Consider the following 26,835-nt stretch of genomic DNA (forward strand, 5'->3'; position numbering starts at 1 on the left):
AAAAAGGTGAGTGAATGGCTCAAGCTTGGAAATACATTGCTGTTTTAACAGGGTTAATTGCCAGTGGAAGCCATTCTCTTTGGGCTGCGGAGCAATCCGTAGTCCTAGACTTTGATAATGAAATAGAACAAGGGACTACAGAAGTTCCGATTGAGTCCATTGAACAATTTGTACAGATTTATGGCTTAGTGAAAGACAACTATGTACAAGAAAAACCAGATGACACATTATTTTTACAAGCAATCAAAGGGCTTGTTGGTGGACTAGACCGTTACTCGCGTTATTTAAGCCCAGAAGAATATAAACAATTAATACAATATACAGAGGCAGATTTAGCGACTGTCGATTTTAAACTGATCTTTGATACACATATGCATCAGTGGCAAATTAGTCAATTAAAAGAAAACTCAGATGCAGCGAAACAAGGATTAAAAGAAGGTTTTACGGTTTTTAAAATTGATAATCAAGAGTTAAAAAATTTAAATGCCGAACAAGTTGAAGATCTACTACATGGTTCAATCGGTTCTAGTTTTCAACTACAGTTAAACCCTAAAAGCACTGCCATTACGTTATTGCGTAATAAAAAATTAGAAATTGCTGATATTGAACCTATGTTGTTACATAATCAGGTTCTGCTGTTAAAAGTAAAAGTTTTTCAACAAGATACCGCAAATGAAATTAAACGTATTTTAGAAGAATATAATTCGCCTCGTTTAAAAGCTGTCCTTATTGACTTGCGTAATAATCCTGGTGGACTGTTGTCTGCTGCGGTTGAAACAGCCGATTTATTTTTAAATCAAGGAACGATCGTTTCAACTAAAAGTCGTTCAGAAGGTAATCAACAATTTCAAGCTTTGCCTGGAAATGAGTTCCCAAATATTAAAATGGGGATCTTAATTAATCATCGTTCGGCATCTGCTGCAGAAGTTTTTACTGCTGCAATGAAAGAACATCAACGTGCTTGGGTCATTGGTGAGAAAAGCTATGGCAAAGGCGTTGTACAAAAGCTTTTTCCATTGCCTAATGGTGCGGCATTACAAATGACAGTGTCACATTATTTTACCCCGAAAGACAGCATGATTGATGGCACAGGCATTGCTCCAAATCAAGAATATACGTGGTCTTTAGACATGAAAGAAGACACATATTTAAATAATGTGTCTGAACTTTTGTTAAAGCATCACTAGTTTAACTTTAGTCTTCTTCGCTATCTAAACCAAACTTTTTTAAACGATAGCGCAAAGATCGAAAGGTCATACCGAGTTTTTTCGCAGCCAAAGTTCTATTCCAATGGGTTTGATTGAGAGCGTTCAGAAGAACCTCTTTTTCTACATTCTCTAAAAACTGCTCTAAACCTTCTGAAGGAATATTATTGGAAATGGGCTGCGTGGCTAAACGTGGCTCGATATTGATTTGTTCTTCAGTTTTCTCAACGTTAAAATTACGTTTCTGTGAATACTGAAGGTGTTCGATACCGATCACATGTTCATCACATAAGGTGATGGCGCGTTCAATCATGTTGCGTAGTTCACGAACATTGCCTGCAAAAGGCTGCACTTGTAAAAAACGTTTTGCATCTTCATTTAAAACTTTACTTGGAATATCCCATTCCAAACAAATATTTTTAATAAAATGATGTGCCAAGATAAGAATATCTTTGCCACGTTCTCTTAAAGGTGGTAAGTGTAAGTCCATGACATGAATACGGAAAAATAAATCTTGACGAAATTTTCCTTGTTGTACACGTTCTTCTAAGTTTTGATTTGTTGCGCTAATAATCCGAAAATCAACATCAACTTCTTGATCACTGCCTAAAGGACGAATTTTCTTTTCTTGTAACGCACGTAATAACTTGGTTTGAGTGGTCAACGAAAGTTCAGCAATCTCATCTAAAAATAAGCATCCACCATTTGCAGATTGGATTAAACCTAGTTTATCAGGTGTCGTTCCTGCACTTGTTGCAGTCACAGAACCAAATAATTCACGTTCGATTAATTCTTCTGAAATTGCTCCACAATTAATCGCGACAAATGCACTATCACTGCGGTTACTTAATTTATGAATTAAGTGGGCAACAACTTCTTTTCCTGTACCCGATTCACCAGAAATAAAAACAGGGGCTTGTGAGCGAGCTACTTTCTTGATGGTTTCTTTCAATTTCAACATTGGTTTAGATTCACCAATAAGAAGTTGATGCTCAAGCTGTAAATTATCTTCACTAAAATCAACTAAAGGCACATGTAAAGCTTTCGTTAAAAGTTGGTGCAAATGCTGTTGATTAATGGGTTTATTGACAAAATCAAAGGCACCTGCCTTTAAGGAAGCAATTGCAATTTCCATATTTCCATAAGCGGTGAGTACCGCAATAGGAACTTTAGGATAATGCTGTGTAACATGTTTAACCAAGTCTAAACCACTCCCATCAGGAAGATTTAAATCGGTAATACATGCATTGTATTTGTGTTCACTAAAGAACAATTTTGCCTGTTGTAGATGATGTGCAATATGTGTTTTGATCCCCATTCGTGCCAAAGTCATTTGCATTAGCACGCACAAGTCATGCTCATCGTCCACAAGTAGAACTAATGGTTGTCGTGTGGTCATATCCCCAATAACCTAAATTAAGTTTTAAATGGGCACTCTATTCGGAAGCATGCCCCTTGTTGTTTTTTCTGCTCTATGTAAATGAGCTTTGCTTGATTTGCTTCACAGATACTCTGCGATAAATATAAACCTAAACCTGTACCATTAATTTCAGTCGTAAAAAATGGTTGAAATAATTGCGCTAGGTTTTGATGTGTAATACCTTGACCGAAGTCTATCACATCAATAAACAGATGTTGAGCCTCAGTATGCACTAGAATTTGGATAAAATCAGCATCATGTGAATTATGTCTTATCGCATTACGAATGAGATTAATCAAAACTTGTCTTAACTGTGAATCATCAAACTGAATTACATAGTTTTGCGGCAGACTTAACGCAATTTTATTTTTTACATCTGCTAAGTCATTGATGAATAAATCTTTAAAAAATACTTCAAGTTGAATGTCTGATATGGTGGTTTTTTTATTTTTTGCCATATCTAAAGTTTGTTGAATAATATGGTTAATACGATGCGTCTGCTTTTGAATCATTTGATTGAGCATGAGACGTTGCTCTTCATCAGCATCTAAATTTAACTCATTGGCTTGCGAAATTGCGGCAAGTGGGTTACGAATTTCATGGGCAATACTCGCTGAAAGTTGCCCTAAAGATGCCAATTTGAGCTGTTGTGCTTTTTGATTAATTTTCTGTGCATCTTCTAAAGTTAAAAGGCTTAAAGCTTGATGTGGAACGAGAAGCTTTTGTACACGAATATCAATCGTATAATGACTTTGTGCTGACGCAAATTGAAAACGTTGCCCATCCTCTAAAGGTCGTTTTTGTAATAAATCAAATAACTCTTTTTGAAATTTGATCAATGAATATTGTTCATGTGAATAGGCATATAAAGGTGCAATCCCTAATAAAGAACATGCCGCAGGATTACATACCACAATGCGATAATTTTCGTCTAAAACCAAATAGCCGAGTTCAATTTGTTCTAAAATATAACGATTAATATTTTGTAATTTTAAAAGTTCTAGAGATTGTAAAGAATTAATCGTTTCTAAAACTCTAAAGCGTTGAATTGAAATTTGTCCTATGCCATACACAATAAAAAATAGAAAAGCCAAAAGGGCACTGTTACTAATATTATTGAGATTAGAAATATCTAAAAAACTACCAACAAATTGTTGATAAATTACAGCAATGACTGAAATAAGAGTAACAATTAAAGCTTCATTTTTTTGCAGTAAAAAATTGGCTGAAAATACCATAATCACAAAAAGCAGACTAATTGAAAGATTTGGTCCACCTAAGGAAAAGGTTAAAGTACTTAAAAATAAAATATCAACAATAAAAATAGCAAAGAGCTGCTGTGCAATAAATTGATGGATAAATCTAAGTGCAAGTAACTGGATTAGACTCATCACAGCAAAAATAATTAAGCTGTCAAAATACAATTTGCTATGTAGATAATTGAGTCCATTATGTTCAGATGTGAACAAAAAAATGCTGATGAGACAGAAAGATAAAGTGAGTCTATAAACTGAATATAATGTGCCTAAACGGTAAATGGTTTGTTGAAGTGAGTTTGCTACCGCAGGCCACATAGTATTCATTTTTATGCCAAATTTATGGTTTGATTAAACCATAGCGTATTGCTAAATGGGTTAATTTAACATCGCTATCAATGCCTAACTTTTCAAAAATACGATAACGATAAGTATTGACCGTTTTGACACTAACAAAAAGTTTATCAGAAATTTCTTGTGCGCTAATACAATTGACAACCATCATCGCCACTTGCATTTCACGTTCAGATAACGCATCGAAAGGAGAGCTTTGGTTGTCCGACAAATAAGAACTTGCAAGTTGTTCGGCAATATCAGCACTAAAATATTTACCACCTTGCATCACTTTATTAATTGCACGAACCATTTCAGAGATCGGAGCACCTTTCGTGATATAACCACGCGCACCTGCTTTTAATAATAAAGAAGGATAAGGTTCTTCTGCTAAACCACTCACAGCTAATACTTTAGTGTCAGGGGCGGTCTGTAATAAACGACGTGTTGTTTCAACGCCACCAATACCAGGCATATTAACATCAAGTAAAACAATATTAGGGTGTTGTTGGCGGACAATGGCGATGGCTTCTTCACCTGATTCAGCTTGACCAATGACTTGAATATCAGCTTGATCTTCAAGCATACGACAAATGCCCGTACGTACTAATTCATGGTCATCTACCACTAAAACCGTGATCACTAAGACCTCCTTATATTTTCAAAAAAGCAACTTTTTTGTTACACAAAGCAAAAAGTACTTGCAATGTCATAACAAAATTAGCAATGCTATTCGTAATCTTTCTTAAACTTTTATGCACAATGACGTAGCTAATTTGATTATTCAATATTAGTCATGTTTGAGTATAAATGTAAGTCATAATTGAGGTAATTAGCAATAGTGCAAAAAGCCTCCCTGAATGAGTAAGTTACCGTGATAAAGTCAAAAAAAACGTTAATGCATGCCCTGTCTGCAGCAGTGCTACTCAGTTTGAGTTCGGCAAGCTTTGCAGATCTTGTAAATGTTTCAGGGGGGACACAACATGCTTCTATGAGCTGGTCAGCCGATGATGCGAGCCAGTTACTCAATGGCGATATGTCAGTCAGTGAAGATGACGACGAACCATCTCCACCAGGTTCTGTGACCTATTTATCTGCGCCACCAACTAAAACATATACAACAACGACAACAGCCGCAGCACCAATTCAGCAATCTGTTCAAATTTCAGATACTAACCGATATTTAAACCAGCCTTCTGTTAGCGCACGTGCTGCTTTGGTCATGGATGCAAATACTGGTGAGGTGCTTTATAGTAAAAATACCAATACTGCTTTACCTATCGCGTCTATTACCAAGTTAATGACGGCTGTGGTCACAGCAGATGCTCGTTTAAATATGTCTGAAGACATTATGTTGCAATCAATTGATTTTGCTGGAGCTGGTGGTAAAAATTCAAGCTCAACTTTAAAAGTTGGCGATACCATGAACCGTGCAGAAATGTTACTGGTTGCATTAATGAAATCTGAAAATCCAGCAGCAGCCGCTTTAGCACGGACTTACCCAGGTGGACGACCTGCCTTTGTTGCTGCAATGAATGCAAAAGCACGTCAATTAGGAATGAGTTCAACTTATTATACCGAGTCTACAGGTTTAGACCCACATAACATTTCTTCAGCACGTGATTTAGGAATTTTAGTGAGTGCTGCATCTCAGTATGGTTTGATTCGTCAATTCTCTACTACAGCACATTATGACTTTAATCTTGGTTATCGTATTTTAAAATCTAACAATACCAATGCAATGGTGCGTAATGGTGGTTGGAACATTAATATTTCAAAAACAGGTTATATTAATGAAGCAGGGCGTTGTGTTGTAATGCACACGACTGTAAATAACCGTCCTGCCGTTGTAGTCTTGTTGGGTGCAAGTACTTCGCAATCTCGTACTAACGATGCAACCAATCTATTAAATTGGGTGAGTAATTTACCAAAACGTATCTAATAAATATGATGTCAAAATAACCCTTCCATTGTGAAGGGTTTCTTATATTGATCAACAATAACGAAGAAAAAACAATCAGGAAAACAATAATCAGGAAAACAATAATCAGGAAAACAACAATGACGACTTATGTGATTCGTGAAAACAGCTTCTTTTATGATGATAGCTATGATGCTTATGAAGGCTCTAGAATTGCCAGTTATTTTACAGATTGTGCAGCAGCAGAGGCAGAATATAAACGACTGGAAATTGAGGCGACACGCTATATTATTTTGTGGAACCAAGAAGCTTTATGGAATGCACAAGAAGCCTTTGAACCTGAATTAAAATTTTTAAAAGAGTTGGATGCTTTTGTTTTTTCTTGCTGTGGGCAACATCTTTTAGAAGATGGCAGAGTAAAAATAGAATTACCTGAAAATATGCAAGATGATGATATTTTTGAATTTGTACAGCGAGCAGGGATTCAAAAATACGAAATTTTTGAGTTTGAAGAAGAATCGATGTTTTATGCGATTTGGTTAAATTATGAAGAAGAATGGGTACAGAATGAAAGAGAGACAGGAACTTATCTTATTTATGGAATAAGTGAGGAAGCTATATGGCAGGAAGCGAATAGTGGTTATTGTATTAATAATCCAGAAGATTTTATTTTTAATGGTCAACTTGAATGTATAAGTGATGCGCCTATTTTATTACATTCAGTTTTACAGCAGCGAAAATCTATTCAATATGATGAAGAAAACCAAAAAATAACAATAGGTAAGTATGATATTGATGATATTTTAGCGATTAATCCATTGTTAAAAACCCAATTTTTGAAGTAAAAGCATTGTCTTTACAACAAGTGTTAGAGATTGAACAGAAAATTGCACAGTAGGAATATGAACAATGGGAAGCCGAATATCGTGCTCGATGAGCAAAAAACAATCCACCACTTGAGAGTTAAAATAAAAAACCTGCACTTGGCAGGTTTTTTTACATCTATTCAAATTTTACATATTTGAAAGAATAGAATCACGAACTTGGTTAAGCTCAGCATCAATAGATAACATCACTGCATCAGCACATTGTTTGATTGCAGTATCAGGGTCTTTTAAGCCGTTACCTGTTACAGTACATACGATCACAGAACCTTCAGCAATTTTACCTGCTTTAATGTCACGGATCGCACCACCAATAGACGCAGCAGAAGCAGGTTCAACAAATACACCTTCATACATAGAAAGTAAACGTTGCGCTTCTAAAATTTCAGCATCTGTTAATTCATCAAACCAACCATTTGAATCACGAACGACTGCTTTAGCATGGTTAAAGCTTTGTGGATTACCGATACGAATTGCAGTAGCAACAGTTTCAGGGTTTTCTACAGGACCGCCACGTAAGAATGGTGCAGCGCCAGATGCTTGGTAACCGACCATGATTGGACGACCTTCTGGGTTTGGACCTGTGAATTTGTCAGTTTCAGCGTCATAAACCACTTGCTCAAACTCTTCTGCTGGTTGGTCAGCAACTGCTTCGGTATAACCCATCCAGTGTGCAGTGATGTTCCCTGCGTTACCAACTGGCAAGCAGTGATAATCAGGTGCACGACCCAAAGCTTCTACGATTTCGTAAGCAATGGTTTTTTGACCTTGTAAACGGTAAGGGTTGATTGAGTTTACAATCGTGACAGGTGCTTGGTCTGCAACTTCTTTAACAAGACGCATACCATCATCGAAGTTACCATGAATTTGTAAAGTCACAGCACCATACATCATGGACTGCGCCATTTTACCCATCGCAATTTTGCCTTCTGGGATTAAAACAAACGCTTTGATGCCTGCACGTGCAGCATAAGCAGCGGCAGCAGCAGAGGTATTACCTGTAGATGCACAGATGATTGCTTTAGAGCCTTCTTCTACAGCTTTTGTTACAGCCATGGTCATACCACGGTCTTTAAATGAACCAGTCGGGTTTAAGCCCTCATACTTCACATAAATTTCAACATTTTTACCAATAAGACGTGGGATATTGTCTAATTTAATGAGTGGAGTATTCCCTTCATTTAAAGAGATAGCACGTGTAGTTTTAGATACTGGTAAGCGGTCACGATAGCGATCAACAAGTCCTGTATAGCGATTTGCATTAGACATGAGGGTGTTCCAAGTGTTATGTAGAGCAAATAGAGATATTTGTTAATTGTCCTAAGATCGGCATATTCAATGAATTGAGTTGCATGATCACTCCTCTTCAAATCAGAGGAGTTTAGGACAATTTAAACCCGATTAGTTATCAAGCAATTCTAAACGAATTCGTACGATTTCGCCATGAATCACAGGTAAAGCTTGAATTTGAGATAAAGCTTCGTTCATTTTTGATTCAACGACTGGATCAGTTAAAATCACAATAGGAATCAAATCTTTTAAGCGCGGCTGCTGCATGATGGCATCAATACTGATCCCTGCACGGCTGAGAATAGTCGTCACATCAGCAAGTACGCCTGTTTGGTCTTCAGCATTGATACGGATATAGTAACCCGTTGTCATTTTATCACTTTCTAAAATTGGAAGGTCTGAAAGTGCCTCAAATGCCAACTGTGGAATCGTTCCTGCACCATCTTCTGTATAAATAATGTCACGAACAATATCAACCACGTCAGCAATGACCGCAGATGCAGTAGGACCCGCACCCGCACCCGCGCCATAATACAATGTTGGACCAACGGCATTGGCTTGTACCAAGACAGCGTTTTTCACACCATTTACATTGGCGATTAATTCTTCTTCAGGAATTAAGGTTGGGTGAACACGCAGTTCAATGCCTTTTGCTGAACGGCGAGCAATACCTAAATGTTTAATACGATAGCCAAGCTCTTCAGCATATTTGACATCTTGTGCTGTGATTTTGGTAATACCTTCGGTATACACTTTGTCAAATTGTAATGGAATACCAAATGCACAAGACGCAAGAATAGTCAGTTTGTGTGCAGCATCAATGCCTTCTACATCAAATGTTGGATCTGCTTCAGCATAACCGAGCTCTTGTGCTTCTTTTAGTACATCATCAAATGCACGACCTTTTTCACTCATTTCAGTCAGAATGAAGTTGCCTGTACCGTTAATAATGCCTGCGAGCCAGTCAATTTTGTTGGCTGCCAAACCTTCACGAATCACTTTGATAATGGGAATACCGCCAGCAACCGCAGCTTCATATGCGATTTGTACATGATGATCATCGGCAGCCTTAAACAGTTCATTACCATGTTCAGCAAGCAAGGCTTTGTTGGCAGTGACTACTTGTTTACCATGTTTGATGGCTTCCATAATCACTTCATAAGCAGGATGAATGCCGCCCATGACTTCCACAACAACATCGACATCAGGTTGACGAACGATATCAAGAAGATTCGAGCTTTGTTTGACGCTCGCAGGTAAATTTAGATCTGGACGTGGGCGACGTGTTCCCACATAGGTAATTTCAATTTCACGACCGGTGCGACGTCTAATTTCAGCAGCGTTTTCTTGTAATAGTTTAAGGGCACCACCACCTACGGTTCCAAGACCGAGTATTGCCAGACGTACTGGTTTCACGTCACACTCCAAAATATATAAAAAATTTTATTCGCATTAGATCATAGCTAAAAAATGCGCCAGACTCTAGAGGCTGACGCATCTTTATATTTTTCTATAAAAAATAGTAAATTAACTTATAAATATTGGTTATTTAAGGCGTGCAACAAGCTCTTCAGCAGTCATATATGCACCAATATGTTCACCATTTGCATTATAAATTGCAGGTGTACCATTTACGCCCATTTTTAAACCTAACTCATATTGAGCGCGAACAGGGTTTTTACAGCTTGCAGGTGGAAGCTGTGTACCTGAAATTGCTTGATCAAAGGCGGTTTGACGGTCTGCACTACACCACACACTTTCCATTGCAGGCATAAATTGCTCGCCACGTGGCCATGCGATATAACGTACTTCTATACCTTTGGCAGTAATTGCAGGAATTTGCTCATGTAGTTTATGGCAATACGGACAACTTGCATCCGTAAATACGTAAATGACATGCTTGGTTTTGCCTTGGGCAGGGTAGACCAATAAGTCTTCAGTTTTTAATTGTGTTAAATATTTTTTATTTTCTTCAGCCTGAAGCGAGTCACCAATGCTACTGAGTTCTTTATCACCCAAACGAATCACATCACCTTGAATAAGGTATTTACCATCACCTGTAGCATAGACAGAACTCATGCCTTCTAAACTCACCCAATATAAATTCGGCATTTCAGTTGGTTTTACATCTAAAATTTTAGCATTAATATTTGCTTTTTTTAGATGTCCTTGTAATGTCTGAATAAGTCGTTGCTGCGCATTACGTTCAGTCAAATTTGATGCTTCGCCCGTCGCAGGTGCAGTCGCTGTCAAAGTATCATCTTTTTTAGTGTCGGGAGATTTTGAGCAAGCACTGAGTGCAAGTCCACTCGCAAGCATACAAGCAATCATCAATTTTGAACGTTTTAATTGCATAAATAACTCTTTGTGTTTTTCAGCTTTATTGTGAGCAAATAAGCATAGCAAAAAAATCGGGGCAGTTCGTTAAAACTTGATTAAGGGATGGAAATTAACGACATTTGCATTTCGTCTTTGATTAGGCTCTAGGATGATATTGTTGATGTAATTGTTGCATACGAACTTGTGCCACATGGGTATAAATTTGTGTGGTAGACAAATCACTATGCCCTAGCAACATTTGAACTACGCGTAGGTCTGCACCATGATTGATGAGGTGCGTAGCAAAAGCATGTCTTAATGTATGTGGAGATAATTCTATTTGAATATTGGCTTGTAAGGCATAACGTTTAATGGCATACCAAAAATTTTGTCGACTCATGATGCCGCCATGTTGGGTTAAAAATAAATAATCCGTGCTACTTTTATAAAGCTGAGAGCGTGCTTCATTGAGGTATTGTTCCACCCATTCACAGGCAACTTGTCCTAAGGGAACTAAACGTTCTTTATTGCCTTTACCTACAATGCGCAAATAACCTTGTTTTAAATTGATTAAATCTAGACGTAAATTGAGTAGTTCTGATACACGTAGACCACAAGCATAGAGTACCTCTAACATAGCGCGATCACGTAAACCCAATGCTGTTGTTAGATCAGGGGCTTGCAGCAAATCCTCTATATCTTGTTCTGATAAATCTTTAGGGAGCGCACGCCCAATTTTTGGAGTTTTATGCGCAACCATAGGGTTGTCTAAGCGAATTTTTTGTTCACGTAAAAATTTATAAAAAGAACGCAGCGCAGATAAACTACGGGCAATGGAACGAGGGCTTTTACCTTGTTTGGTCAGTGTAATCATAACATCTGAAATATCATCATGTGACCATGTTGGCAGATATTGCGTAGAACATTCACTGCATTGGATGAGATCTGACAAATACGCATTACGCGTATGTGGGCTGACTGTTTGTGCGATTAAATAGTCTTTATAACCATTTAAAAAGCTAAGTGATTCAGGAATCGTAACAGCCGTAGGAATACGAGGTTTTTTATTGAGCATAATGAACAGAAAACTTGAAATTTTTAATCTATTTTTAAAATGTAGACTAAAAAAATAAATAAGTCGAATAAGATAAAGTGGATGAGAATTGTAATCAAACCTTACTTGGTAATTATTCTCATTTGTATGTATAATCGACACAAATACCGTTTCTTTTTTAGGGTCAGTTGCAGTGCGTTTGTCAGAATTGAAAGTGAAGCAGACTGCTATTATTACTAAAGTTAATCGAACATTAGCTGATAATTCAGGTCAACCCGATCTCGTAGCGAGTCGTTTAGAAACCTTAGGTTTTGTACCTGGTACAACGGTGCAAGTGATTACCAAAGGTATTTTTGGTGGCGATCCGATTTTAATTCAAGTTGGATTTACCCGTTTTGCATTACGTAAAATAGAAGCTGCTCGTATTGAAATTCAGCAAGAAATGCAAGGAGCTTCCGCATGAGCGAAACTTTAAGAGTCGCTTTAGTCGGAAATCCTAACTGCGGTAAAACATCACTTTTCAATCATTTAACAGGGACACGCCAAAAAGTTGCCAACTATGCAGGTGTTACTGTTGAGCGTAAGGTTGGTTCATTTACTTTAGCATCTGGACGTGCTGTTCGTGTTTTAGATTTGCCTGGTGCTTATAGTTTAGATGCTACAAGTCCAGATGAAGCGATTACACGTGATGTGGTCTTAGGAAAAATTGCTGAAGAGCAAGATCAACATGCATTTTTATGTGTGGTTGATGCAACAAACTTAAAATTACATTTAGGTTTAGTGCTTGAAATTATTGCTCAAGGTAAGCCAATTCTTTTAGTGCTTAACATGATGGATGAAGCACGTCGTCGTGGCATGCAAATTAATACTGAAAAATTATCACAGCGTTTAGGTGTTCCTATTGTGGAAACCGTCGCAGTGCGTAATGCAGGTATTGAAAACCTCATGGGAGCGTTAGATCAGGAAAAATTCCGTACACCGAATTTTGAGTTAAGTGATGTCATTTTGACAGGTTCAAATCATGACAAAGTTTCTCAAATTTTAAGAGATGTGGTGATTTTTGTTGATCAAGAAGATAAACGTACTGACTTTCTCGATAAAATATTCTTGCATCCTATTTTAGGTTTAGCGAGCTTAGCTTTGATGATGTTCGTGGTTTTCCAAGCTGTTTTTGCTTGGGCAGAACCGATTATGACCCGAATAGAAGATAGTTTTGCATGGCTCGGTGAGTTTGTTGGGCAATTTATTTCTCATCCCTTGCTCAATAGTTTGGTGGTGGACGGCATTATCGCAGGTGCTGGTGGTGTGGTGGTGTTCTTACCACAAATCTTGATTTTATTCTTTTTTATTCTGGTGCTTGAAGAATCTGGTTATTTACCACGTGCTGCATTTCTGCTTGATAAACTCATGTTTAAAGCGGGTTTAAGTGGTCGTTCATTTATTCCTTTGCTGTCTAGTTTTGCCTGTGCTGTACCTGGGATTATGGCGACACGAAGCATTAGTGATCCACGAGATCGTTTGACCACGATTTTTGTGGCACCGCTCATGACCTGTTCGGCACGTTTGCCTGTATATGCTCTACTTATTGCTGCGTTTATTCCATCACAAACAGTATGGGGCTTTTTAAATTTACAAGGTTTGGTGCTGTTTGGCTTGTATATGTCAGGCATTGTCAGTGCTCTGATCGTTGCAACGGTCTTGAAGTTCTTCCAAAAAGATAAATCAGAACATGCGTTATTGATGGAACTACCAAGCTATCGTATTCCTGATATTAAAAGTGTTTGGATTGGCTTACTTGACCGTGCCAAAATTTTCTTAAAACGTGTGGGCGGCATTATTTTTGCCTTATCAATTTTGTTATGGTTCTTGTGTACGTTCCCACAACCGCCAGAAGGTGGCACTTTACCAGCGATCGATTATTCTTTTGCAGGTATGTTAGGACATTTGATGCAACCGATTTTTGCACCACTGGGTTTTAACTGGCAAATTTGTATCGCTCTTATCCCTGCGATGGCAGCACGTGAAGTTCTCGTTGCATCTTTAGGTGTAGTTTATGCACTATCTGCAACGGATGAAGATGCCGTAACTCAAGGCTTATCGCAGATCATCAGCCAAGGTGATTTAAGTTGGTCATTGGCGACAGGTTTATCTTTATTGGTTTGGTTTATCTATGCACCGCATTGTTTAGCAACTTTAGCAACTGTAAAACGTGAAACAGGTTCATGGAAAACAGTTGCAGGTATGACAGCATATTTATTTTGTTTGGCTTACTTGATGTCTTTTCTGACCTACCAAATTGCAACTCATTATTTTGGTTGATAAGACCTCACAAAACTTAAGGAGTTTGAGATGGTTGAAGTATTGATTATTACAGCATTAGTGATTTGGAGTGCGATCTTTGTTTTTAAGAAGGTTTTTCCAAAATCAGCGTATTCGGTATTTTCAAAACTGGCTCAGTTGTGTCGATCGCGTGGCTGGAATGGTCTAGCAAAATGGTTACAACCTGCGATGGTTGCAGGCTGTGGCGGTGGATGTGGTTGTTCAACTGATACATCTGAAGCACCGAAAAAAGTTGAAGTCCAAGCCGTAAAATGGAAATAAAAACTTAAAATATATCGAAAGCCATTCTAATATTAGGGTGGCTTTTTTTATGGGCTAAATAAAAATGAAAAATAAAATGCGAAAAGTGAGTGTCAAAGAAAATGTGTATTTTTACAAGGTGATTTCAGGGCATTGCGATGATGATCGGGCGATTGCCATTTTAGAAATTTATTTAGAAGGTTATCGTCATACACCTTATGTGATTAATTTTCATTGTCGTGGTGATTTTTATGGGGGTATTCCACTTTCTGAAGGGGTTTTATTATTTAATACACAAACGCATCTGACTGAGTTGGTAAATTTACATCGTCCTTATTTTGTACGGCTTTGTATTTTAAAAGCTTTAGAGGAGGAGTGGGATGCCTCAACAAGGCAAGTGAATGATTTTGGGATGCAATTTTTAACGGAGTTAAATTTAGATATAGCACCGATTACGCCGAAAGCACTTCAACATAAATAAAAAATAAAGCGATTTAAACATATTGATTTGTGATGCATGCAGATCGATGCTGAACAGATCTGATTCAATAAAATATGACAGTTTTTTTACGCACTGACACAAAAAATCATAGATAAAGTGAAAACATAAAAAGCTTTCAAATCTGCAAAGTGCTAACATTTTGCAAGTTTCAAAATTTACTCTGAGTGGGACAAAAATGTTAATTCAACGTGGTGGCTTAAAAGTCGTTGCTGGTCTAGGTATTTCGGGTGTTTCAGCAGTTAATTTTTTACATGAAAAAGGCTACCGCGTTGCAGTAACGGATTCACGTGAGGTTCCACCAGGGCATGATCAAATCCCGACAGATGTACAAACCAGTTTTGGACAATTTGACCAAGATTTATTATTGCAAGCTGACGAAATTATTATCAGTCCAGGATTAGACCCTAAGCTGCCAGAAATTCAAGCTGCGATTGCCAAAGGCATTCCTGTGGTCAGTGAAATTCAAATTTTACGCCGTGCAACTGATAAGCCGATTATGGCAATTACAGGCTCAAATGCGAAAAGCACTGTGACGACTTTGATGGGTTTAATGGCACAAGATGCAGGTGTAAAAGCTGCGATTGGTGGGAATCTTGGTCGTCCAGCTTTAGATTTAACACATGATGATCCAGATCTTTATATTTTAGAACTGTCGAGTTTTCAGCTTGAAACTACATCAAATTTAAATGCAGAAGTCGCTGTTGTCCTCAATATGAGTGAAGATCATTTAGATCGTCATGGTGATATGGCAGGTTATCATGCAGCAAAACATCGTATTTTTCAGGGCGTGAAAAAAGTGGTTCATAACCGTGATGATTCTCTCACACGTCCGCTTGTACCCGATGTAACACCGATGCAAAGTTTTGGTTTAAATGCACCTGATTTAAATCAGTACGGCATTTTAAGAGAAGACAACGGCACCATTTGGTTGGCACGTGGTCGTGAACGTTTGCTGAAAAGTTCTGAGATGTATATTCAGGGGACTCACAACGTTGCGAATGCGTTGGCTTGTCTAGCTTTAGGTGAGGCGATTGGCTTGCCTATGGATAAAATGTTAGAGACGTTAAAAACGTTTAAAGGTCTTGAGCATCGCTGCGAGTTTGTCAAAGAGGTCAATGCTGTACGTTATTATAATGATTCTAAAGGCACTAATATTGGTGCGACCTTAGCTGCATTAGATGGTTTAGGCGCTGCAATTGAGGCACAAGGTGGCAAAGTTGCCATCATTTTGGGTGGTCAGGGTAAAGGACAAGATTTCACTGCATTACGTGACTCATTACAAAAGTATGCCAAAGTTGCAGTGTTGATTGGTGAAGATCGCTCGATCATTGAAAAAGCCATTGAAGGCACAACAACGTTATTACACGCCGCATCTTTACAAGAAGCTGTTGCATTATGTCAGCACAATACGCAGCCCAATGATGTGGTGTTATTATCTCCTGCTTGTGCGAGTTTTGATATGTTTACAGGTTATCCTCAGCGTGGTCATCACTTCGTTGAATATGTAAATGCTTTAAACTAAAAGAATCATAAGGAAATAAGTATGGCTGGGTTTGCTCAGACAACGGTCAGTAAGATTAACCAAATGCTTGAACGCTGGATGCCAAAAATTCCAGCAGAAATTACGCCACGTAATGTCCTCATTTTCTGTGTAATTTCCTTATTGTGTTTAGGTACAGTGATGGTAGCTTCAGCTTCTATGCCTTATGCAGAGCGTATGCATGAAGCACCATTTCACTATGTCATTCGGCATACGATATCTATCATTGTTGCTGCTGTGGCTGCATTTTGTGTGTATAAGGTTTCTCTCAATATATGGTTTAAAAATACCTTTCCACTCTGGTTAATTACCATTGCGCTTTTGCTGGCTGTTTTATTGGTCGGGCGAGAGGTGAATGGTTCAACACGTTGGATCAGTATTGGTGGTTTTAGTTTGCAAGCCACAGAAATTGCTAAAGTGATGATGGCAATTTTTACCGCAGATTATGTAGTACGACGTGCCGAAGAAGTCCGAAGTAATATCAAAGGTTTGGTACGCCTAGGCGTGATTATGCTACTGACAGTAGGACTCATTATTGCTGAGCCAGATTTAGGCGCAACAGTCGTTATTGCGGTTTCTATGTTAGGTGTATTCTTTCTCGCAGGAGCACCTTTAATTCAATTTGGTATTGCATTTGGGGCGATTTTAGCTGCATTTGTATTTTTAATTGTATTTGAACCCTATCGTTATGAACGGTTAATGTCTTTTTCTAATCCATGGGCAGATCCACTTGGAACAGGTTACCAACTTTCAAATGCACTGATGGCTTTTGGGCGTGGTGAATGGACAGGTGTAGGCTTAGGGCACAGTATTCAAAAAATGTCTTATTTACCTGAAGCACATACTGACTTTATGTTAGCAATTTTAGGTGAAGAGTTTGGCTTTTTTGGTATTGCGACAGTCTTAATTTTATCTTTTGGGATGTTATTTTGCTGTATTCGTATTGCTCATCGTGCTTTAAAACATCAATACTTACGTGCAGGTTATCTCGCATATGGCATTAGTATCATTTTCTTATTACAGATTTTGGTTAATGCAGGTATGAACATGGGAATGCTGCCTACTAAAGGTTTAACCCTGCCTTTTATTAGTTATGGTGGTTCATCGCTCATTATGTGCGCTGTAATGATCAGCTTAATTTTGAAAATTGATGCAACAACTCAGCAAGCGAACCCTGCAAGAGAACAATCTAGTTTTTAAAAAGCTTTTTGTTTACTGATTTTTTTCACTGAAAATGGTGCTATGAATGATGTTCTAGCACCATTTTTGGCATATGCGTACCACAATTTAAACAAACAACGGCACTTTCTTTGGGTTTGGAAATGGGAAATAATGAAATAAAAAAGACAGAAAAATAACGTCGTTGAACTTTGATTTCATATACACTACGTGTTTTACAAACAGGACATAAAAATTGTCCTTGATCACTTTTTACAGTTTTTGCTGAAATTCCAAAAATAAAAAACATGATCATTCTTTTCCATAAAAAGAAAAAATTAGATTTAAATATAAAATATTTTATTGAAAATATGACGAAGCTTTATTGAAAGATCCCTTGAATCTCAGTACCCGTAGGAATGCGCTGAACTTGCCATTGTGCGACAGCTTGAGCGAGCATCTTGTGAGGGGAGTCAAGGTCTACAGCAGCCTGCCCAAGTGCTGCAATTGCTTGCTTAAGCAATTGAGAAGCATTGTTAGGGTCAAGCGCCTGTGCCAGATTTTGCTTAGAGAGTTTTTGCCCTTGATCATTCATAGCAAGAGGAAGATGCATATACGTTAATTCAGGATAGCCAAGTAATCGACTGAGCCAGATTTGACGTTCAGTGTTATCCAGTAGATCTGCACCACGCACCACATGAGTGATACCTTGCAAATAATCATCTACAACCACAGCCAATTGATAATTAATGATGCCATCACGGCGTTTTAAGACAAAATCGCCTAAATCCATTTGCAGATTAGAACAGTGTTGACCTTGAAGACGATCTTGAAAACAAATGGTTTCATCTGCTACTTTGACGCGAATGGCTTGTTGATGAAAGTCTAAGTTTTTTTCTCGACAAGTCCCTGTATAGATATGATTTGAACCTAAGATTTTACGGGTACATTCACAAGCATAGACTAATTTTTTTTGTCTTAGCTGTTCAATGACAGATTCATAATATTCTAAACGGTCTTTTTGATAAATGATTTCAACATCAGATTCAAATTCAAATGCATCTAAGCATTGCAGAATATGTTGTTCACTATTGGGATAGATTCGAGGAATATCGGTGTCTTCGATCCGTACAATCCAGCGACCATGTTGAGCTTTAGCATCACAATAACTCGCAACTGCGGTAATCAAAGACCCAAAATGCAAAGGACCGGTTGGCGATGGCGCGAACCGACCTGAATGCACCTGCCTTTTATCCCCCTCCTTTTCAAAAGGAGGGGTTAGGGGAGGATTATGCAATAACATGAATTAACCGTTATTCTGCTTCTCTTTGATCTCTGCAAGTGTTTTACAGTCGATACATAAAGTTGCTGTTGGACGTGCTTCTAAGCGACGCAAGCCAATTTCAATACCACAAGTTTCACAGAAACCGTAATCATCATTTTTAATCGCTTCAATTGACTGCTCAATTTTACGAATCAATTTACGTTCACGATCACGAGTACGTAGTTCAATTGCGAACTCTTCCTCTTGAGTAGCACGGTCGTTGACATCAGGTAGAGAAGAAGACTCATCTTGCATCGTATTTAAAGTACGATCCACTTCAGACATTAACTCTGCTTTCCATGCAAGTAGAATCTTGCGGAAATGCTCAAGTTGCCCCTCAGACATGTATTCTTCATTTTTTTTCGGCTGATAAGGCTCAATACCAAAAAGACTAGCAGTGCTGCCACTCTCAGTCGCTTTTGGCTTGGTTTTACGTACACGTTTTACAGACTTGTCGTCCAAAGCGTCAATTTGCTCGTCCAAGATTTGGTTTTGGTTGTCATTCGCCATAAAGGGCATTCCTCATCATATACGTATGGTTTATACGTAAAAAATATGGTGATATGCAAGTATTTTTATCGCTACCGATAGAATGCTGCTATCGGGGGTCGTCATCATATAGACTTTTTCCCAAAGATGAAAGCAGTGAATTTTTCAATTTTGCTTTCAAACTTTTTCTAAGGGCAATAACTTAATGCAAAAAAAACAAAATGAAAAGCTAATAACCTGAAATTTCTTTATTTATTGTCGGTACATATCCTTCTAAACGGTAAATCGATGTTTCAAATTGCCCATCTGATTTTAAATGTAAATAACGGTAACCAGGTGCAGCCTCATCTAAAGCAAAATCTTCACTTAAAGGTTTAAACTGAGCACAAGTTGCAGGTGTAGATAAAAATTCAGTTTCTTGCCAAAGTGTATTCGATTCTTGATGTACATGACCAAATAAAACGATTTTAATATTCTTAAATTTGGCTAATACATCGGTTAATTGGTCTGTATTTTTAAGTTTATGCTGATCAATCCATTTTGATTTCATCGCAAAAGGATGATGGTGGCATGCTAAAATCACAAACTTATCTTGTATTGAATATAACAATTCTTCTAAAAGCTGCAACTGTTCTGTTTGAATCCAACCATCTACCTGATTTGGAACAGCACTATTGAGCAAAATTAAGCGCCAAGGATCAAGGTCAATGACCGCAGGTACAAGTGCAGAAGCTGCAAATGGAAAATATTCTAAATTATCATGATTGCCTGGAATTTGAAAAAATGGAATATTCAAACGCTGCATATAAGTTTGATAGCGTTGATAAGTTGTTGGATTTGCCTCTTGTGCAACATCGCCTGTATGTATGATTGTATCAATCTGTGAGTGCTGTTGTTGAATTTGTGCAATGACTTGATGAAAGTTTTGCTCAGGATTAATCCCAATAAAACCATCATTTGGGTCAGTCATCAAATGTGTATCTGAGATTTGAATCAAAATATGATCTTTGGGCTTTGAGATAACGTGATGCATTGACATGTCTACCTCCTTATCCAATTTTGAGCGCTAAGAGATGTTGTTTAAGCCATTGTAAAGCGATGATAATTGCTGCATTACATAGGCGTCCACTCTGTAATAATTCGCCCAATGCCGCATAATCAAAAATATGCAATTGGATATTTTCTCCTTCATCAGGCATACCAAAAACACCACCTGTTTCAGGCAGTATTGCTTGAGCTGTATAAAGATGAAAAATTTCATCACATGCGCCCGCTGAAGGGTAAAAACTAAAGATGTGTTGTAGATCGTTTAATTCACAGCCTGACTCTTCAAGGCTTTCTCTTTTTATACATGTTTCAGGGGATTCATCACCATCAAGTACACCTGCAATAATTTCAAGTTGCCAAGGTGAAACAGGGTCATCCATTGCACCAATACGAAATTGTTCAATTAAAGCGAATTTTTTTTGTTGGTCGTTATAAATGAGAACACCAGCAGCCTCTTTACGTTGAATTAATTCTCGCTGAATGGTTGGTGTATATTCAGTTTGATTAAACAAACGATGACGCAAGCTGACTTTTTCTACACGCAAAAAACCAGAGTAGAGTGTTTCACGAGATTGTATTTCAACATCTTGATGCGAATAGGTTGCGTGTTTAGTTATATTCATGAATGCGGAGGGTTAGGATGAAACATGTTCATTCCATCCTAACGGAGAATTGTTCAAAGACAAATCATTTTTTGCCTGTTTAAACTTTATGGTACAACTTTTGCCCATGTTCCTGATAAGCGGTTTTCATTGCATTCAGACCAGCCTCAACTTCATTGTTGTTTGACTTATCATTTTGTTGATTTTGTGCATAATCTCGCACATTTTGGGTGATTTTCATCGAGCAGAATTTTGGACCACACATTGAACAAAAGTGAGCAGATTTATGTGCTTCTTTCGGCATAGTTTCATCATGCATTGAACGTGCAGTGTCTGGGTCTAAGCTCAAATTAAACTGATCTTCCCAACGGAACTCGAAACGTGCCTTAGATAAAGCATTGTCACGCACCTGCGCACCCGGATGACCTTTGGCAAGGTCGGCAGCATGTGCTGCAATTTTATAAGTGATGATGCCGTCTTTCACATCTTTCTTATTTGGTAAACCTAAATGCTCTTTAGGTGTCACATAGCAGAGCATTGCTGTGCCGTACCACCCAATCATGGCTGCACCAATGGCTGAAGTGATGTGATCATAACCCGGTGCAATATCCGTTGTGAGTGGACCGAGTGTATAGAAAGGTGCTTCCTGACAGACTTCAAGTTGCAAGTCCATATTTTCCTTCACCATGTGCATCGGCACATGTCCCGGACCTTCAATCATGACCTGTACATCATGTTTCCAAGCGCGATGCGTCAGCTCACCTAAAGTACGCAATTCAGAAAATTGTGCTTCATCATTGGCATCTTGGATACAACCCGGACGTAAACCATCGCCCAGACTGAACGATACGTCATAAGCTTTCATGATTTCACAGATTTCATCGAAATGCGTATAAAGGAAGTTTTCTTCATGATGTGCCAAACACCACTGTGCCATGATTGAACCGCCACGTGACACGATGCCTGTTAAGCGATTCGCAGTCATCGGTACATAACGCAATAACACGCCTGCATGAATGGTGAAGTAGTCCACACCTTGCTCGGCTTGTTCAATCAAGGTGTCTTTGAAAATTTCCCAAGTCAGGTCTTCTGCTACACCATCGACTTTTTCCAAAGCTTGATAAATCGGTACTGTACCAATCGGTACAGGTGAGTTACGGATAATCCATTCACGGGTTTCATGGATATTTTTACCTGTAGACAAATCCATGATGGTGTCTGCGCCCCAACGGGTTGCCCACGTCATTTTCGACACTTCTTCATCAATCGATGAGCCAAGCGCAGAGTTGCCAATGTTGGCATTAATTTTCACCAAGAAATTACGACCAATAATCATCGGTTCACATTCAGGGTGGTTAATGTTGGCAGGAATAATGGCGCGACCTTCAGCGACTTCTTTACGCACGAATTCAGGCGTGATTTCCATGAGATTACGTGCGCCAAAATTTTGTCCTGCATGCTGACGCATATCTACGCCTTCACGTTGACGCTGATTTTCACGAATCGCGATGTATTCCATTTCAGGGGTAATAATGCCTTGTTTGGCATAGTGCATTTGCGAGACGTTTTGACCTGTTTTAGCACGACGAGGTTTTTGAATGTGGGCAAAACGGATATTGGCTGTGCGGATATCTTTAAGGCGTTCCTGACCAAAAGCAGAACTTAAGGTATCGAGGCGTTCTGTATTTGCACGTTCCTCAATCCATGTTTCACGGACATTGGGTAAACCTTTATTCAGGTCAATCTGTACATTTGGGTCGGTATATACGCCTGAAGTGTCATAGACCATGATTGGTGGATTTTTTTCACCGCCTAAGCCTGTTGGGGTATCCGTCAGTTCAATTTCACGCATCGGAACCTGAATGTCAGGGCGTGAACCTTGGATATAGACTTTTTTAGATGCAGGTAAAATACGGGTCAGATCTTTGGCTTCTTGCTCATGTCGTGCAAGTTGATCGACAGGGGATAGATTCGTTAACTGGTTCATTGCAATGATCCTTATGAATGACATCAACGAATCAAGCACGACCAAAAACAGTGGCAGTCACCTCTATTTTTTGGCTGTAATTTACATTTATGTGTGTAAACTCAGGTATTTCTACAAAAATAGCGCAACTTTAGGCTGCAGTTTTCAGATGGGCTTGATTCCTACGCAGGTTTTAACCTGATCAGGTTCAACGGTACTCATCTTCATTAGATGATCTCAGCGAGGGATTACTCGCGCTCCGTCAAGCGATGCCACGATACTAACATGATCATCAGAAAATAGCTGATATGTTGTATAATTTTTATCTTTATTTTAAAAGTTGTGACCTTAAAAGATAAATTAAAAAAATAAATGAAGAGCTTTAACTTTTGTTTAAAATCGCATCAACTTCGGTTTCCACCTGTTTTTGTAAAATTTGTCGTTGTTCACGAATATCCTTTTGTTTAGCAGAATCATACTCAGCCTCATCTTCTGAGGATTTAGGAAGTTGTTGCCACTGTGCTTCACTTGATGTAATTAAATTTAAAAAAGCTTGTGCTGTTTTATGACTGGCAGAGTCACTTGCTGCAAGTTTACGAATCGCTTTTAAGGCATCTTGATCTGCAATTTTGTCATGATCAAACCAAAGTGTACGGGTATTTTCATGTCCATGAAATAAATCATTTTTATAGTTTTTAATGAGTTCAGAAACTTGACTTTGATAATGTGCTTTTGGATAGTTTTTGAGATAACTTTCCCAAAATATTAACCGATTTTTAACCTCATCAAAGCTAATCGCCAATCCTGCATCTAAAATATAATCAGAGCCTGTATATTCTTTACGGAGCTGTTTAAAATAGACTTGATCTACTTTTTCAAGATGCGGCACAAAAAGATCGATATAGTATTGTGGGTGTTGTACAACCGTATATTCGCCTTCACCTAGATAATATTTTTCTAAATATAAAGCTTTGGCATGATCAACTAAGTATTGCTCCTCAGGTTTTAGTTCCGCATATAACGCTTTTTTGGCTTGGGCTGTTAATTCTTCATGATCACCTGTTGAGTTGGTCATGTATTGATAGAATTCAATAGAAGATTTTTCTAGTAAATTTTGATAAACCTGTTCACTGTCTTTGATCCATTGATAACGTTTTTCCAAAGGTACTTCAGCAATACACAGTTGCAGTAAATGATTGAGATCTGAAAGTTTTTTGGGTGAAGATTTGTTTGCTAAGGCTTTGATTTTTAAATCAACACTTTGGCATTTTGCTTTTAATTTTTTCTGTGCATCATTTTCCACTGCTTTGAGTGTTTCAGCATTTTTGCTTTGAGTATTTTGTGGATTGGTATCGCTTTTTTGACAAGCGATGAGTAAGCAACTTATGGTCAATAAACCAATTAAACGCAGTTTACTTTTCATTTTTTATCTTCCATTTGCGTTTAAAAAAAGATGTGATAGGCGCATTTTGCTCTGCTTACATCAGGGATTTTTTTTACAAAGAGCACCAGTATGACAATCGATTTCATAATTTGATGGTGTCAATTTGAGTAATTTGATCAGCGATTCATGTTGTTTGTCATAATCTTGGTCACCAATCGTGGCATAATTTTTTGCAGTATAATCGAGGAAAATACGTGCTTTTTCCGCAATTTTTGAATGAGGTTGTTTGGCTAACCATTTTAAAGCAGGTAGCACTTCTTCACTTTCAACCATGTAGTGACCATTTGAAAAACCAAAAGTATCACTATTATCTGAACCCATGAAGCTGAGATATTCATATTCATGAAACAAATTTTTTGCATCTTGATTGAAGCGACTATTTGGGTATTTTTCAAGATATTTTTCCCAAAATAAAGCACGTTCTACTAAGGTTTGCCAAGGAATACTAATAGCGGCATCGGAATACAAAATATCGCTATTGTCTTGTGCCATGCGACGAATAAAAACTGCTTCTGCTTCAGGTAGATAAGATGCAAAAAGATCAGCAACATAAAGTGGGTGGCGTTTAAGGTCAAAATAACCTTCACCAATATCTAAAAATTGAATATATTCTTTGCCAATTTGATCCATTAGATATTGATCACGTTTAGGTAATGTTTTCTTAATACTTTCAGCGGTGTTATAACCTAAGTCTTGTGCATTTTCGGGATAAAATTTTGCATAACCATAGGCATTTAGCCCTGTTAAAGAATCATCACCTGAAGTTGTCGTTAAAAAGCGTGCATACATCTTGTCCGTTGTTTCTAATAATGTATAAAGTTGCGCATGATTGAGTGTTTTTATGCACTTTTTTAAGACGAAATTAGCAGAAGAAAGTTGTTGGATTGAACTTTTTTGATCAATTTTAGACAAAATTTCTTGAGTATCCGTAAGGCAATCCGCTGTTGTTTCAATAATCGGTTTAGCTTTAGTTTGTGTTTGCGTATTTTGTTGAGATGAGCTTGTATTTTGATTGCAAGCCGCTAAGGTAAAACAACTCAAAAATAAAAAAAGCATTTTTTTCATAGAAATATCTTAAGATTTTTTAAATGAATATTTGAACAATAAATCATTAATAAATAAAAAAAGGATTTTAAATTTGATAAAAAAACAACATTTACTCAGATAAATATAGAACTTTATTCAAAAAATGCTGTATCTAGAAGATTAACTTTGATGAGTGAGACAAATAGAATCACTAAAACAATCACGATTTCTTGATTTTAGATCAATTGTCGTTAAATTTAAATATTGATTCAGTTGAGTGGTGGCTAATAATTGTGGATTATTTTCAATTTTCTTAAGTTGCGTTGATTTTAGAGGGATTTTTACTAAACGCTCTTCAGGTGACATATGAACAAATTGGATAAATTTGTCAGCTTGTGCAGCGAGTTGACTATTTTTTTGCTGTGCAAGCGTTTCTATTTCTAACCAAACTGGAGTTTGAATGTCATTTTGGTCATTATATTGTGTCGTGATTGGTGAGTTATCTAAACCTTTAAATAATAAGGCACTATAGGTCTTTTGTAGATATTGTGCATCTGCTAAATAGGTGCTATTTGGATAATTTTTGATATAACTTTCCCAGAAAATTGCACGTTCTACAATCTCATTTGGATTGATATTGAGTTTTTGATTTTGTAGTAAAGGTTGACTATTTTGCTGTGCCAGTTCTTCAATAAAAACACGTTCAGCTTCAGGTAAATAAGGTGCGAAAACCTTAGCTAAATATTGTGGATGGCGACGGTAAAAAATATGTGCTGGACCCTCATCAACCAATTCAATATAAGCTTGACCTTGATGGCGAATCAAATACTGATCACGAAGATTAAGCTGTTCAAAATGATTTTGCTGAATGGTCGGATATTCTGATTTATCTAGAGCATAATTTTCAAAAGCCATTTGTTGCAATGGTGTTCTGTCAATTGCTAAAAATTGTTTATACATTTGATTAGATAAATCAATCAGTTGCTTTTGTTCAGCCCACTCCATTAAAGGAAGGCACACACGTATATCTTGATTCACTTGTTCAATGGCAAGTGTGGTGCGTTGAGCATTCATCTCTGTCATTTCTTTTTTGAGATTTTCACAAATAAGGGTTAAATCAGGTTGAGCGACTTGAGATGCAGGAGTTTCTTTTGTTTCAGCAACAATTTCAGGTTCAGGTTTTTGGCATGCCGAAAGCACAGCGCAAAGGCTGACAATGATACTCAGTGATTTTAGATTATCAAATAAATTTAAATTCATTTAGATCATTAGAAACAGGGAGTGGGAGAGTGTTAATGCTGCTATTGTTACCTAAATCACATGGAAAAAATGCAATATTTTGTAGTTTTGTGAAGTGAATACGTTACACAACTGTATATTCAAATTTGATTTTGCTTTTTGTCTGGCTATAAATAGGATATTTGACTGAAAAATAATAATTAAATTTTTAAAAATAACTCATAAATGAAACCTTA

The 26,835-nt window shown here is 37.6% G+C and carries 25 protein-coding genes and 1 riboswitch; of the genes, 9 read left to right on the top strand and 16 right to left on the bottom strand.

Annotated elements, in window-relative coordinates:
- The first annotated feature begins 14 nt into the window (after positions 1 to 14).
- Positions 15 to 1,187 (top strand): S41 family peptidase, encoded by a 1,173-nt coding sequence (locus HX124_RS12905; RefSeq protein ID WP_107008532.1) that lies wholly within the window; start codon positions 15 to 17, stop codon positions 1,185 to 1,187.
- A gap of 7 nt (positions 1,188 to 1,194) precedes the next feature.
- Here HX124_RS12905 and HX124_RS12910 read toward each other — a convergent pair whose 3' ends face one another.
- The 3 genes from HX124_RS12910 to gacA are packed head-to-tail and all read right to left on the bottom strand — an operon-like array spanning position 1,195 to position 4,857.
- Complete coding sequence (locus tag HX124_RS12910; protein ID WP_286383338.1) at positions 1,195 to 2,604, bottom strand: sigma-54-dependent transcriptional regulator; 1,410 nt, start codon at positions 2,602 to 2,604, stop codon at positions 1,195 to 1,197.
- Positions 2,605 to 2,621: 17 nt separating this feature from the next.
- Positions 2,622 to 4,199: a sensor histidine kinase gene (locus HX124_RS12915; RefSeq protein WP_286383387.1), complete on the bottom strand. Its 1,578-nt coding sequence runs from the start codon at positions 4,197 to 4,199 to the stop codon at positions 2,622 to 2,624.
- A 22-nt stretch (positions 4,200 to 4,221) separates the two neighbouring features.
- A complete protein-coding gene (gene gacA, locus HX124_RS12920; protein ID WP_107008530.1) occupies positions 4,222 to 4,857 on the bottom strand; it encodes a response regulator transcription factor GacA in 636 nt (211 codons plus the stop codon).
- A gap of 255 nt (positions 4,858 to 5,112) precedes the next feature.
- On the opposite strand from gacA, the gene HX124_RS12925 reads away from it, so the two are divergent.
- Complete coding sequence (locus tag HX124_RS12925) at positions 5,113 to 6,156, top strand: serine hydrolase family protein (RefSeq protein WP_373431887.1); 1,044 nt, start codon at positions 5,113 to 5,115, stop codon at positions 6,154 to 6,156.
- Positions 6,157 to 6,203: 47 nt separating this feature from the next.
- Positions 6,204 to 6,980: a hypothetical protein gene (locus HX124_RS12930; protein ID WP_286383337.1), complete on the top strand. Its 777-nt coding sequence runs from the start codon at positions 6,204 to 6,206 to the stop codon at positions 6,978 to 6,980.
- Between the two features lie 168 nt (positions 6,981 to 7,148).
- Here the strand turns inward: HX124_RS12930 and thrC are convergent, their stop codons facing one another.
- The 4 genes from thrC to xerD all read right to left on the bottom strand — a co-directional run bounded on the left by thrC (position 7,149) and on the right by xerD (position 11,703).
- Positions 7,149 to 8,288 (bottom strand): threonine synthase, encoded by a 1,140-nt coding sequence (thrC, locus tag HX124_RS12935; RefSeq protein ID WP_107008527.1) that lies wholly within the window; start codon positions 8,286 to 8,288, stop codon positions 7,149 to 7,151.
- Positions 8,289 to 8,420: 132 nt separating this feature from the next.
- Complete coding sequence (locus HX124_RS12940) at positions 8,421 to 9,725, bottom strand: homoserine dehydrogenase (RefSeq protein ID WP_286383336.1); 1,305 nt, start codon at positions 9,723 to 9,725, stop codon at positions 8,421 to 8,423.
- Between the two features lie 129 nt (positions 9,726 to 9,854).
- Positions 9,855 to 10,664, bottom strand: a complete 810-nt coding sequence (locus HX124_RS12945) for a DsbC family protein (RefSeq protein WP_107008525.1) — start codon at positions 10,662 to 10,664, stop codon at positions 9,855 to 9,857.
- Positions 10,665 to 10,785: 121 nt separating this feature from the next.
- Complete coding sequence (gene xerD / locus HX124_RS12950) at positions 10,786 to 11,703, bottom strand: site-specific tyrosine recombinase XerD (RefSeq protein ID WP_107008524.1); 918 nt, start codon at positions 11,701 to 11,703, stop codon at positions 10,786 to 10,788.
- Positions 11,704 to 11,875: 172 nt separating this feature from the next.
- Between xerD and HX124_RS12955 the strand changes: the two genes are divergently transcribed.
- From HX124_RS12955 to ftsW, 6 genes are all read left to right on the top strand, one after another.
- The gene (locus HX124_RS12955) at positions 11,876 to 12,145 is read left to right on the top strand and encodes a FeoA family protein (protein ID WP_107008523.1); all 270 of its coding nucleotides are present in this window, start codon (positions 11,876 to 11,878) and stop codon (positions 12,143 to 12,145) included.
- The gene (feoB, locus tag HX124_RS12960; RefSeq protein ID WP_286383335.1) at positions 12,142 to 14,001 is read left to right on the top strand and encodes a ferrous iron transporter B; all 1,860 of its coding nucleotides are present in this window, start codon (positions 12,142 to 12,144) and stop codon (positions 13,999 to 14,001) included. Before HX124_RS12955 ends, feoB begins: the two co-directional genes overlap by 4 nt.
- A gap of 30 nt (positions 14,002 to 14,031) precedes the next feature.
- Positions 14,032 to 14,283, top strand: coding sequence for a DUF6587 family protein (locus tag HX124_RS12965; RefSeq protein WP_107008521.1), 252 nt, complete (start codon positions 14,032 to 14,034; stop codon positions 14,281 to 14,283).
- A 76-nt stretch (positions 14,284 to 14,359) separates the two neighbouring features.
- Positions 14,360 to 14,743 carry a hypothetical protein gene (locus HX124_RS12970; protein WP_286383334.1) on the top strand — a complete coding sequence of 128 codons (384 nt, stop codon included), beginning with the start codon at positions 14,360 to 14,362 and terminating at the stop codon, positions 14,741 to 14,743.
- A 196-nt stretch (positions 14,744 to 14,939) separates the two neighbouring features.
- Positions 14,940 to 16,286 carry a UDP-N-acetylmuramoyl-L-alanine--D-glutamate ligase gene (gene murD, locus HX124_RS12975; protein ID WP_286378324.1) on the top strand — a complete coding sequence of 449 codons (1,347 nt, stop codon included), beginning with the start codon at positions 14,940 to 14,942 and terminating at the stop codon, positions 16,284 to 16,286.
- Positions 16,287 to 16,307: 21 nt separating this feature from the next.
- Entirely contained in the window at positions 16,308 to 17,504 is a 1,197-nt protein-coding gene (gene ftsW / locus HX124_RS12980; RefSeq protein WP_286378323.1) for a putative lipid II flippase FtsW, read from the top strand.
- A gap of 40 nt (positions 17,505 to 17,544) precedes the next feature.
- Here the strand turns inward: ftsW and HX124_RS12985 are convergent, their stop codons facing one another.
- From HX124_RS12985 to HX124_RS13025, 9 genes are all read right to left on the bottom strand, one after another.
- Complete coding sequence (locus HX124_RS12985) at positions 17,545 to 17,772, bottom strand: zinc-ribbon domain-containing protein (protein WP_286383333.1); 228 nt, start codon at positions 17,770 to 17,772, stop codon at positions 17,545 to 17,547.
- A gap of 72 nt (positions 17,773 to 17,844) precedes the next feature.
- Positions 17,845 to 18,765, bottom strand: coding sequence for a tRNA glutamyl-Q(34) synthetase GluQRS (gene gluQRS / locus HX124_RS12990; RefSeq protein WP_286383332.1), 921 nt, complete (start codon positions 18,763 to 18,765; stop codon positions 17,845 to 17,847).
- Positions 18,766 to 18,768: 3 nt separating this feature from the next.
- The gene (gene dksA / locus HX124_RS12995) at positions 18,769 to 19,296 is read right to left on the bottom strand and encodes an RNA polymerase-binding protein DksA (protein ID WP_286383331.1); all 528 of its coding nucleotides are present in this window, start codon (positions 19,294 to 19,296) and stop codon (positions 18,769 to 18,771) included.
- A 208-nt stretch (positions 19,297 to 19,504) separates the two neighbouring features.
- Positions 19,505 to 20,314, bottom strand: a complete 810-nt coding sequence (cpdA, locus tag HX124_RS13000; RefSeq protein WP_286383330.1) for a 3',5'-cyclic-AMP phosphodiesterase — start codon at positions 20,312 to 20,314, stop codon at positions 19,505 to 19,507.
- Between the two features lie 10 nt (positions 20,315 to 20,324).
- Positions 20,325 to 20,945, bottom strand: a complete 621-nt coding sequence (locus tag HX124_RS13005; RefSeq protein ID WP_286383329.1) for an NUDIX domain-containing protein — start codon at positions 20,943 to 20,945, stop codon at positions 20,325 to 20,327.
- A gap of 79 nt (positions 20,946 to 21,024) precedes the next feature.
- The gene (gene thiC, locus HX124_RS13010) at positions 21,025 to 22,911 is read right to left on the bottom strand and encodes a phosphomethylpyrimidine synthase ThiC (RefSeq protein ID WP_286383328.1); all 1,887 of its coding nucleotides are present in this window, start codon (positions 22,909 to 22,911) and stop codon (positions 21,025 to 21,027) included.
- Between the two features lie 141 nt (positions 22,912 to 23,052).
- A riboswitch (TPP riboswitch) is annotated at positions 23,053 to 23,162 on the bottom strand.
- 110 nt (positions 23,163 to 23,272) lie between these two features.
- Positions 23,273 to 24,313 (bottom strand): hypothetical protein, encoded by a 1,041-nt coding sequence (locus HX124_RS13015; protein ID WP_286383327.1) that lies wholly within the window; start codon positions 24,311 to 24,313, stop codon positions 23,273 to 23,275.
- Between the two features lie 60 nt (positions 24,314 to 24,373).
- Positions 24,374 to 25,399: a hypothetical protein gene (locus tag HX124_RS13020; protein WP_286383326.1), complete on the bottom strand. Its 1,026-nt coding sequence runs from the start codon at positions 25,397 to 25,399 to the stop codon at positions 24,374 to 24,376.
- 141 nt (positions 25,400 to 25,540) lie between these two features.
- The gene (locus tag HX124_RS13025) at positions 25,541 to 26,620 is read right to left on the bottom strand and encodes a tol-pal system YbgF family protein (RefSeq protein WP_286383325.1); all 1,080 of its coding nucleotides are present in this window, start codon (positions 26,618 to 26,620) and stop codon (positions 25,541 to 25,543) included.
- Between the last annotated feature and the right edge of the window lie 215 nt (positions 26,621 to 26,835).

It is taken from the genome of Acinetobacter sp. 226-1, assembly GCF_030329325.1.
GTDB lineage: Bacteria > Pseudomonadota > Gammaproteobacteria > Pseudomonadales > Moraxellaceae > Acinetobacter > Acinetobacter sichuanensis.

Coding starts and splice junctions, on each gene's coding strand:
- HX124_RS12905 (WP_107008532.1), top strand. CDS start 15: ATGGCTCAAGCTTGGAAATACATTGCTGTTTTAACAGGGTTAATTGCC.
- HX124_RS12910 (WP_286383338.1), bottom strand. CDS start 2,604: ATGACCACACGACAACCATTAGTTCTACTTGTGGACGATGAGCATGAC.
- HX124_RS12915 (WP_286383387.1), bottom strand. CDS start 4,199: ATGTGGCCTGCGGTAGCAAACTCACTTCAACAAACCATTTACCGTTTA.
- HX124_RS12925 (WP_373431887.1), top strand. CDS start 5,113: ATGCATGCCCTGTCTGCAGCAGTGCTACTCAGTTTGAGTTCGGCAAGC.
- thrC (WP_107008527.1), bottom strand. CDS start 8,288: ATGTCTAATGCAAATCGCTATACAGGACTTGTTGATCGCTATCGTGAC.
- HX124_RS12945 (WP_107008525.1), bottom strand. CDS start 10,664: ATGCAATTAAAACGTTCAAAATTGATGATTGCTTGTATGCTTGCGAGT.
- xerD (WP_107008524.1), bottom strand. CDS start 11,703: ATGCTCAATAAAAAACCTCGTATTCCTACGGCTGTTACGATTCCTGAA.
- feoB (WP_286383335.1), top strand. CDS start 12,142: ATGAGCGAAACTTTAAGAGTCGCTTTAGTCGGAAATCCTAACTGCGGT.
- HX124_RS12965 (WP_107008521.1), top strand. CDS start 14,032: ATGGTTGAAGTATTGATTATTACAGCATTAGTGATTTGGAGTGCGATC.
- HX124_RS12970 (WP_286383334.1), top strand. CDS start 14,360: ATGCGAAAAGTGAGTGTCAAAGAAAATGTGTATTTTTACAAGGTGATT.
- murD (WP_286378324.1), top strand. CDS start 14,940: ATGTTAATTCAACGTGGTGGCTTAAAAGTCGTTGCTGGTCTAGGTATT.
- ftsW (WP_286378323.1), top strand. CDS start 16,308: ATGGCTGGGTTTGCTCAGACAACGGTCAGTAAGATTAACCAAATGCTT.
- HX124_RS12985 (WP_286383333.1), bottom strand. CDS start 17,772: ATGTTTTTTATTTTTGGAATTTCAGCAAAAACTGTAAAAAGTGATCAA.
- gluQRS (WP_286383332.1), bottom strand. CDS start 18,765: ATGTTATTGCATAATCCTCCCCTAACCCCTCCTTTTGAAAAGGAGGGG.
- dksA (WP_286383331.1), bottom strand. CDS start 19,296: ATGGCGAATGACAACCAAAACCAAATCTTGGACGAGCAAATTGACGCT.
- cpdA (WP_286383330.1), bottom strand. CDS start 20,314: ATGTCAATGCATCACGTTATCTCAAAGCCCAAAGATCATATTTTGATT.
- HX124_RS13005 (WP_286383329.1), bottom strand. CDS start 20,945: ATGAATATAACTAAACACGCAACCTATTCGCATCAAGATGTTGAAATA.
- thiC (WP_286383328.1), bottom strand. CDS start 22,911: ATGAACCAGTTAACGAATCTATCCCCTGTCGATCAACTTGCACGACAT.
- HX124_RS13015 (WP_286383327.1), bottom strand. CDS start 24,313: ATGAAAAGTAAACTGCGTTTAATTGGTTTATTGACCATAAGTTGCTTA.
- HX124_RS13020 (WP_286383326.1), bottom strand. CDS start 25,399: ATGAAAAAAATGCTTTTTTTATTTTTGAGTTGTTTTACCTTAGCGGCT.
- HX124_RS13025 (WP_286383325.1), bottom strand. CDS start 26,620: ATGAATTTAAATTTATTTGATAATCTAAAATCACTGAGTATCATTGTC.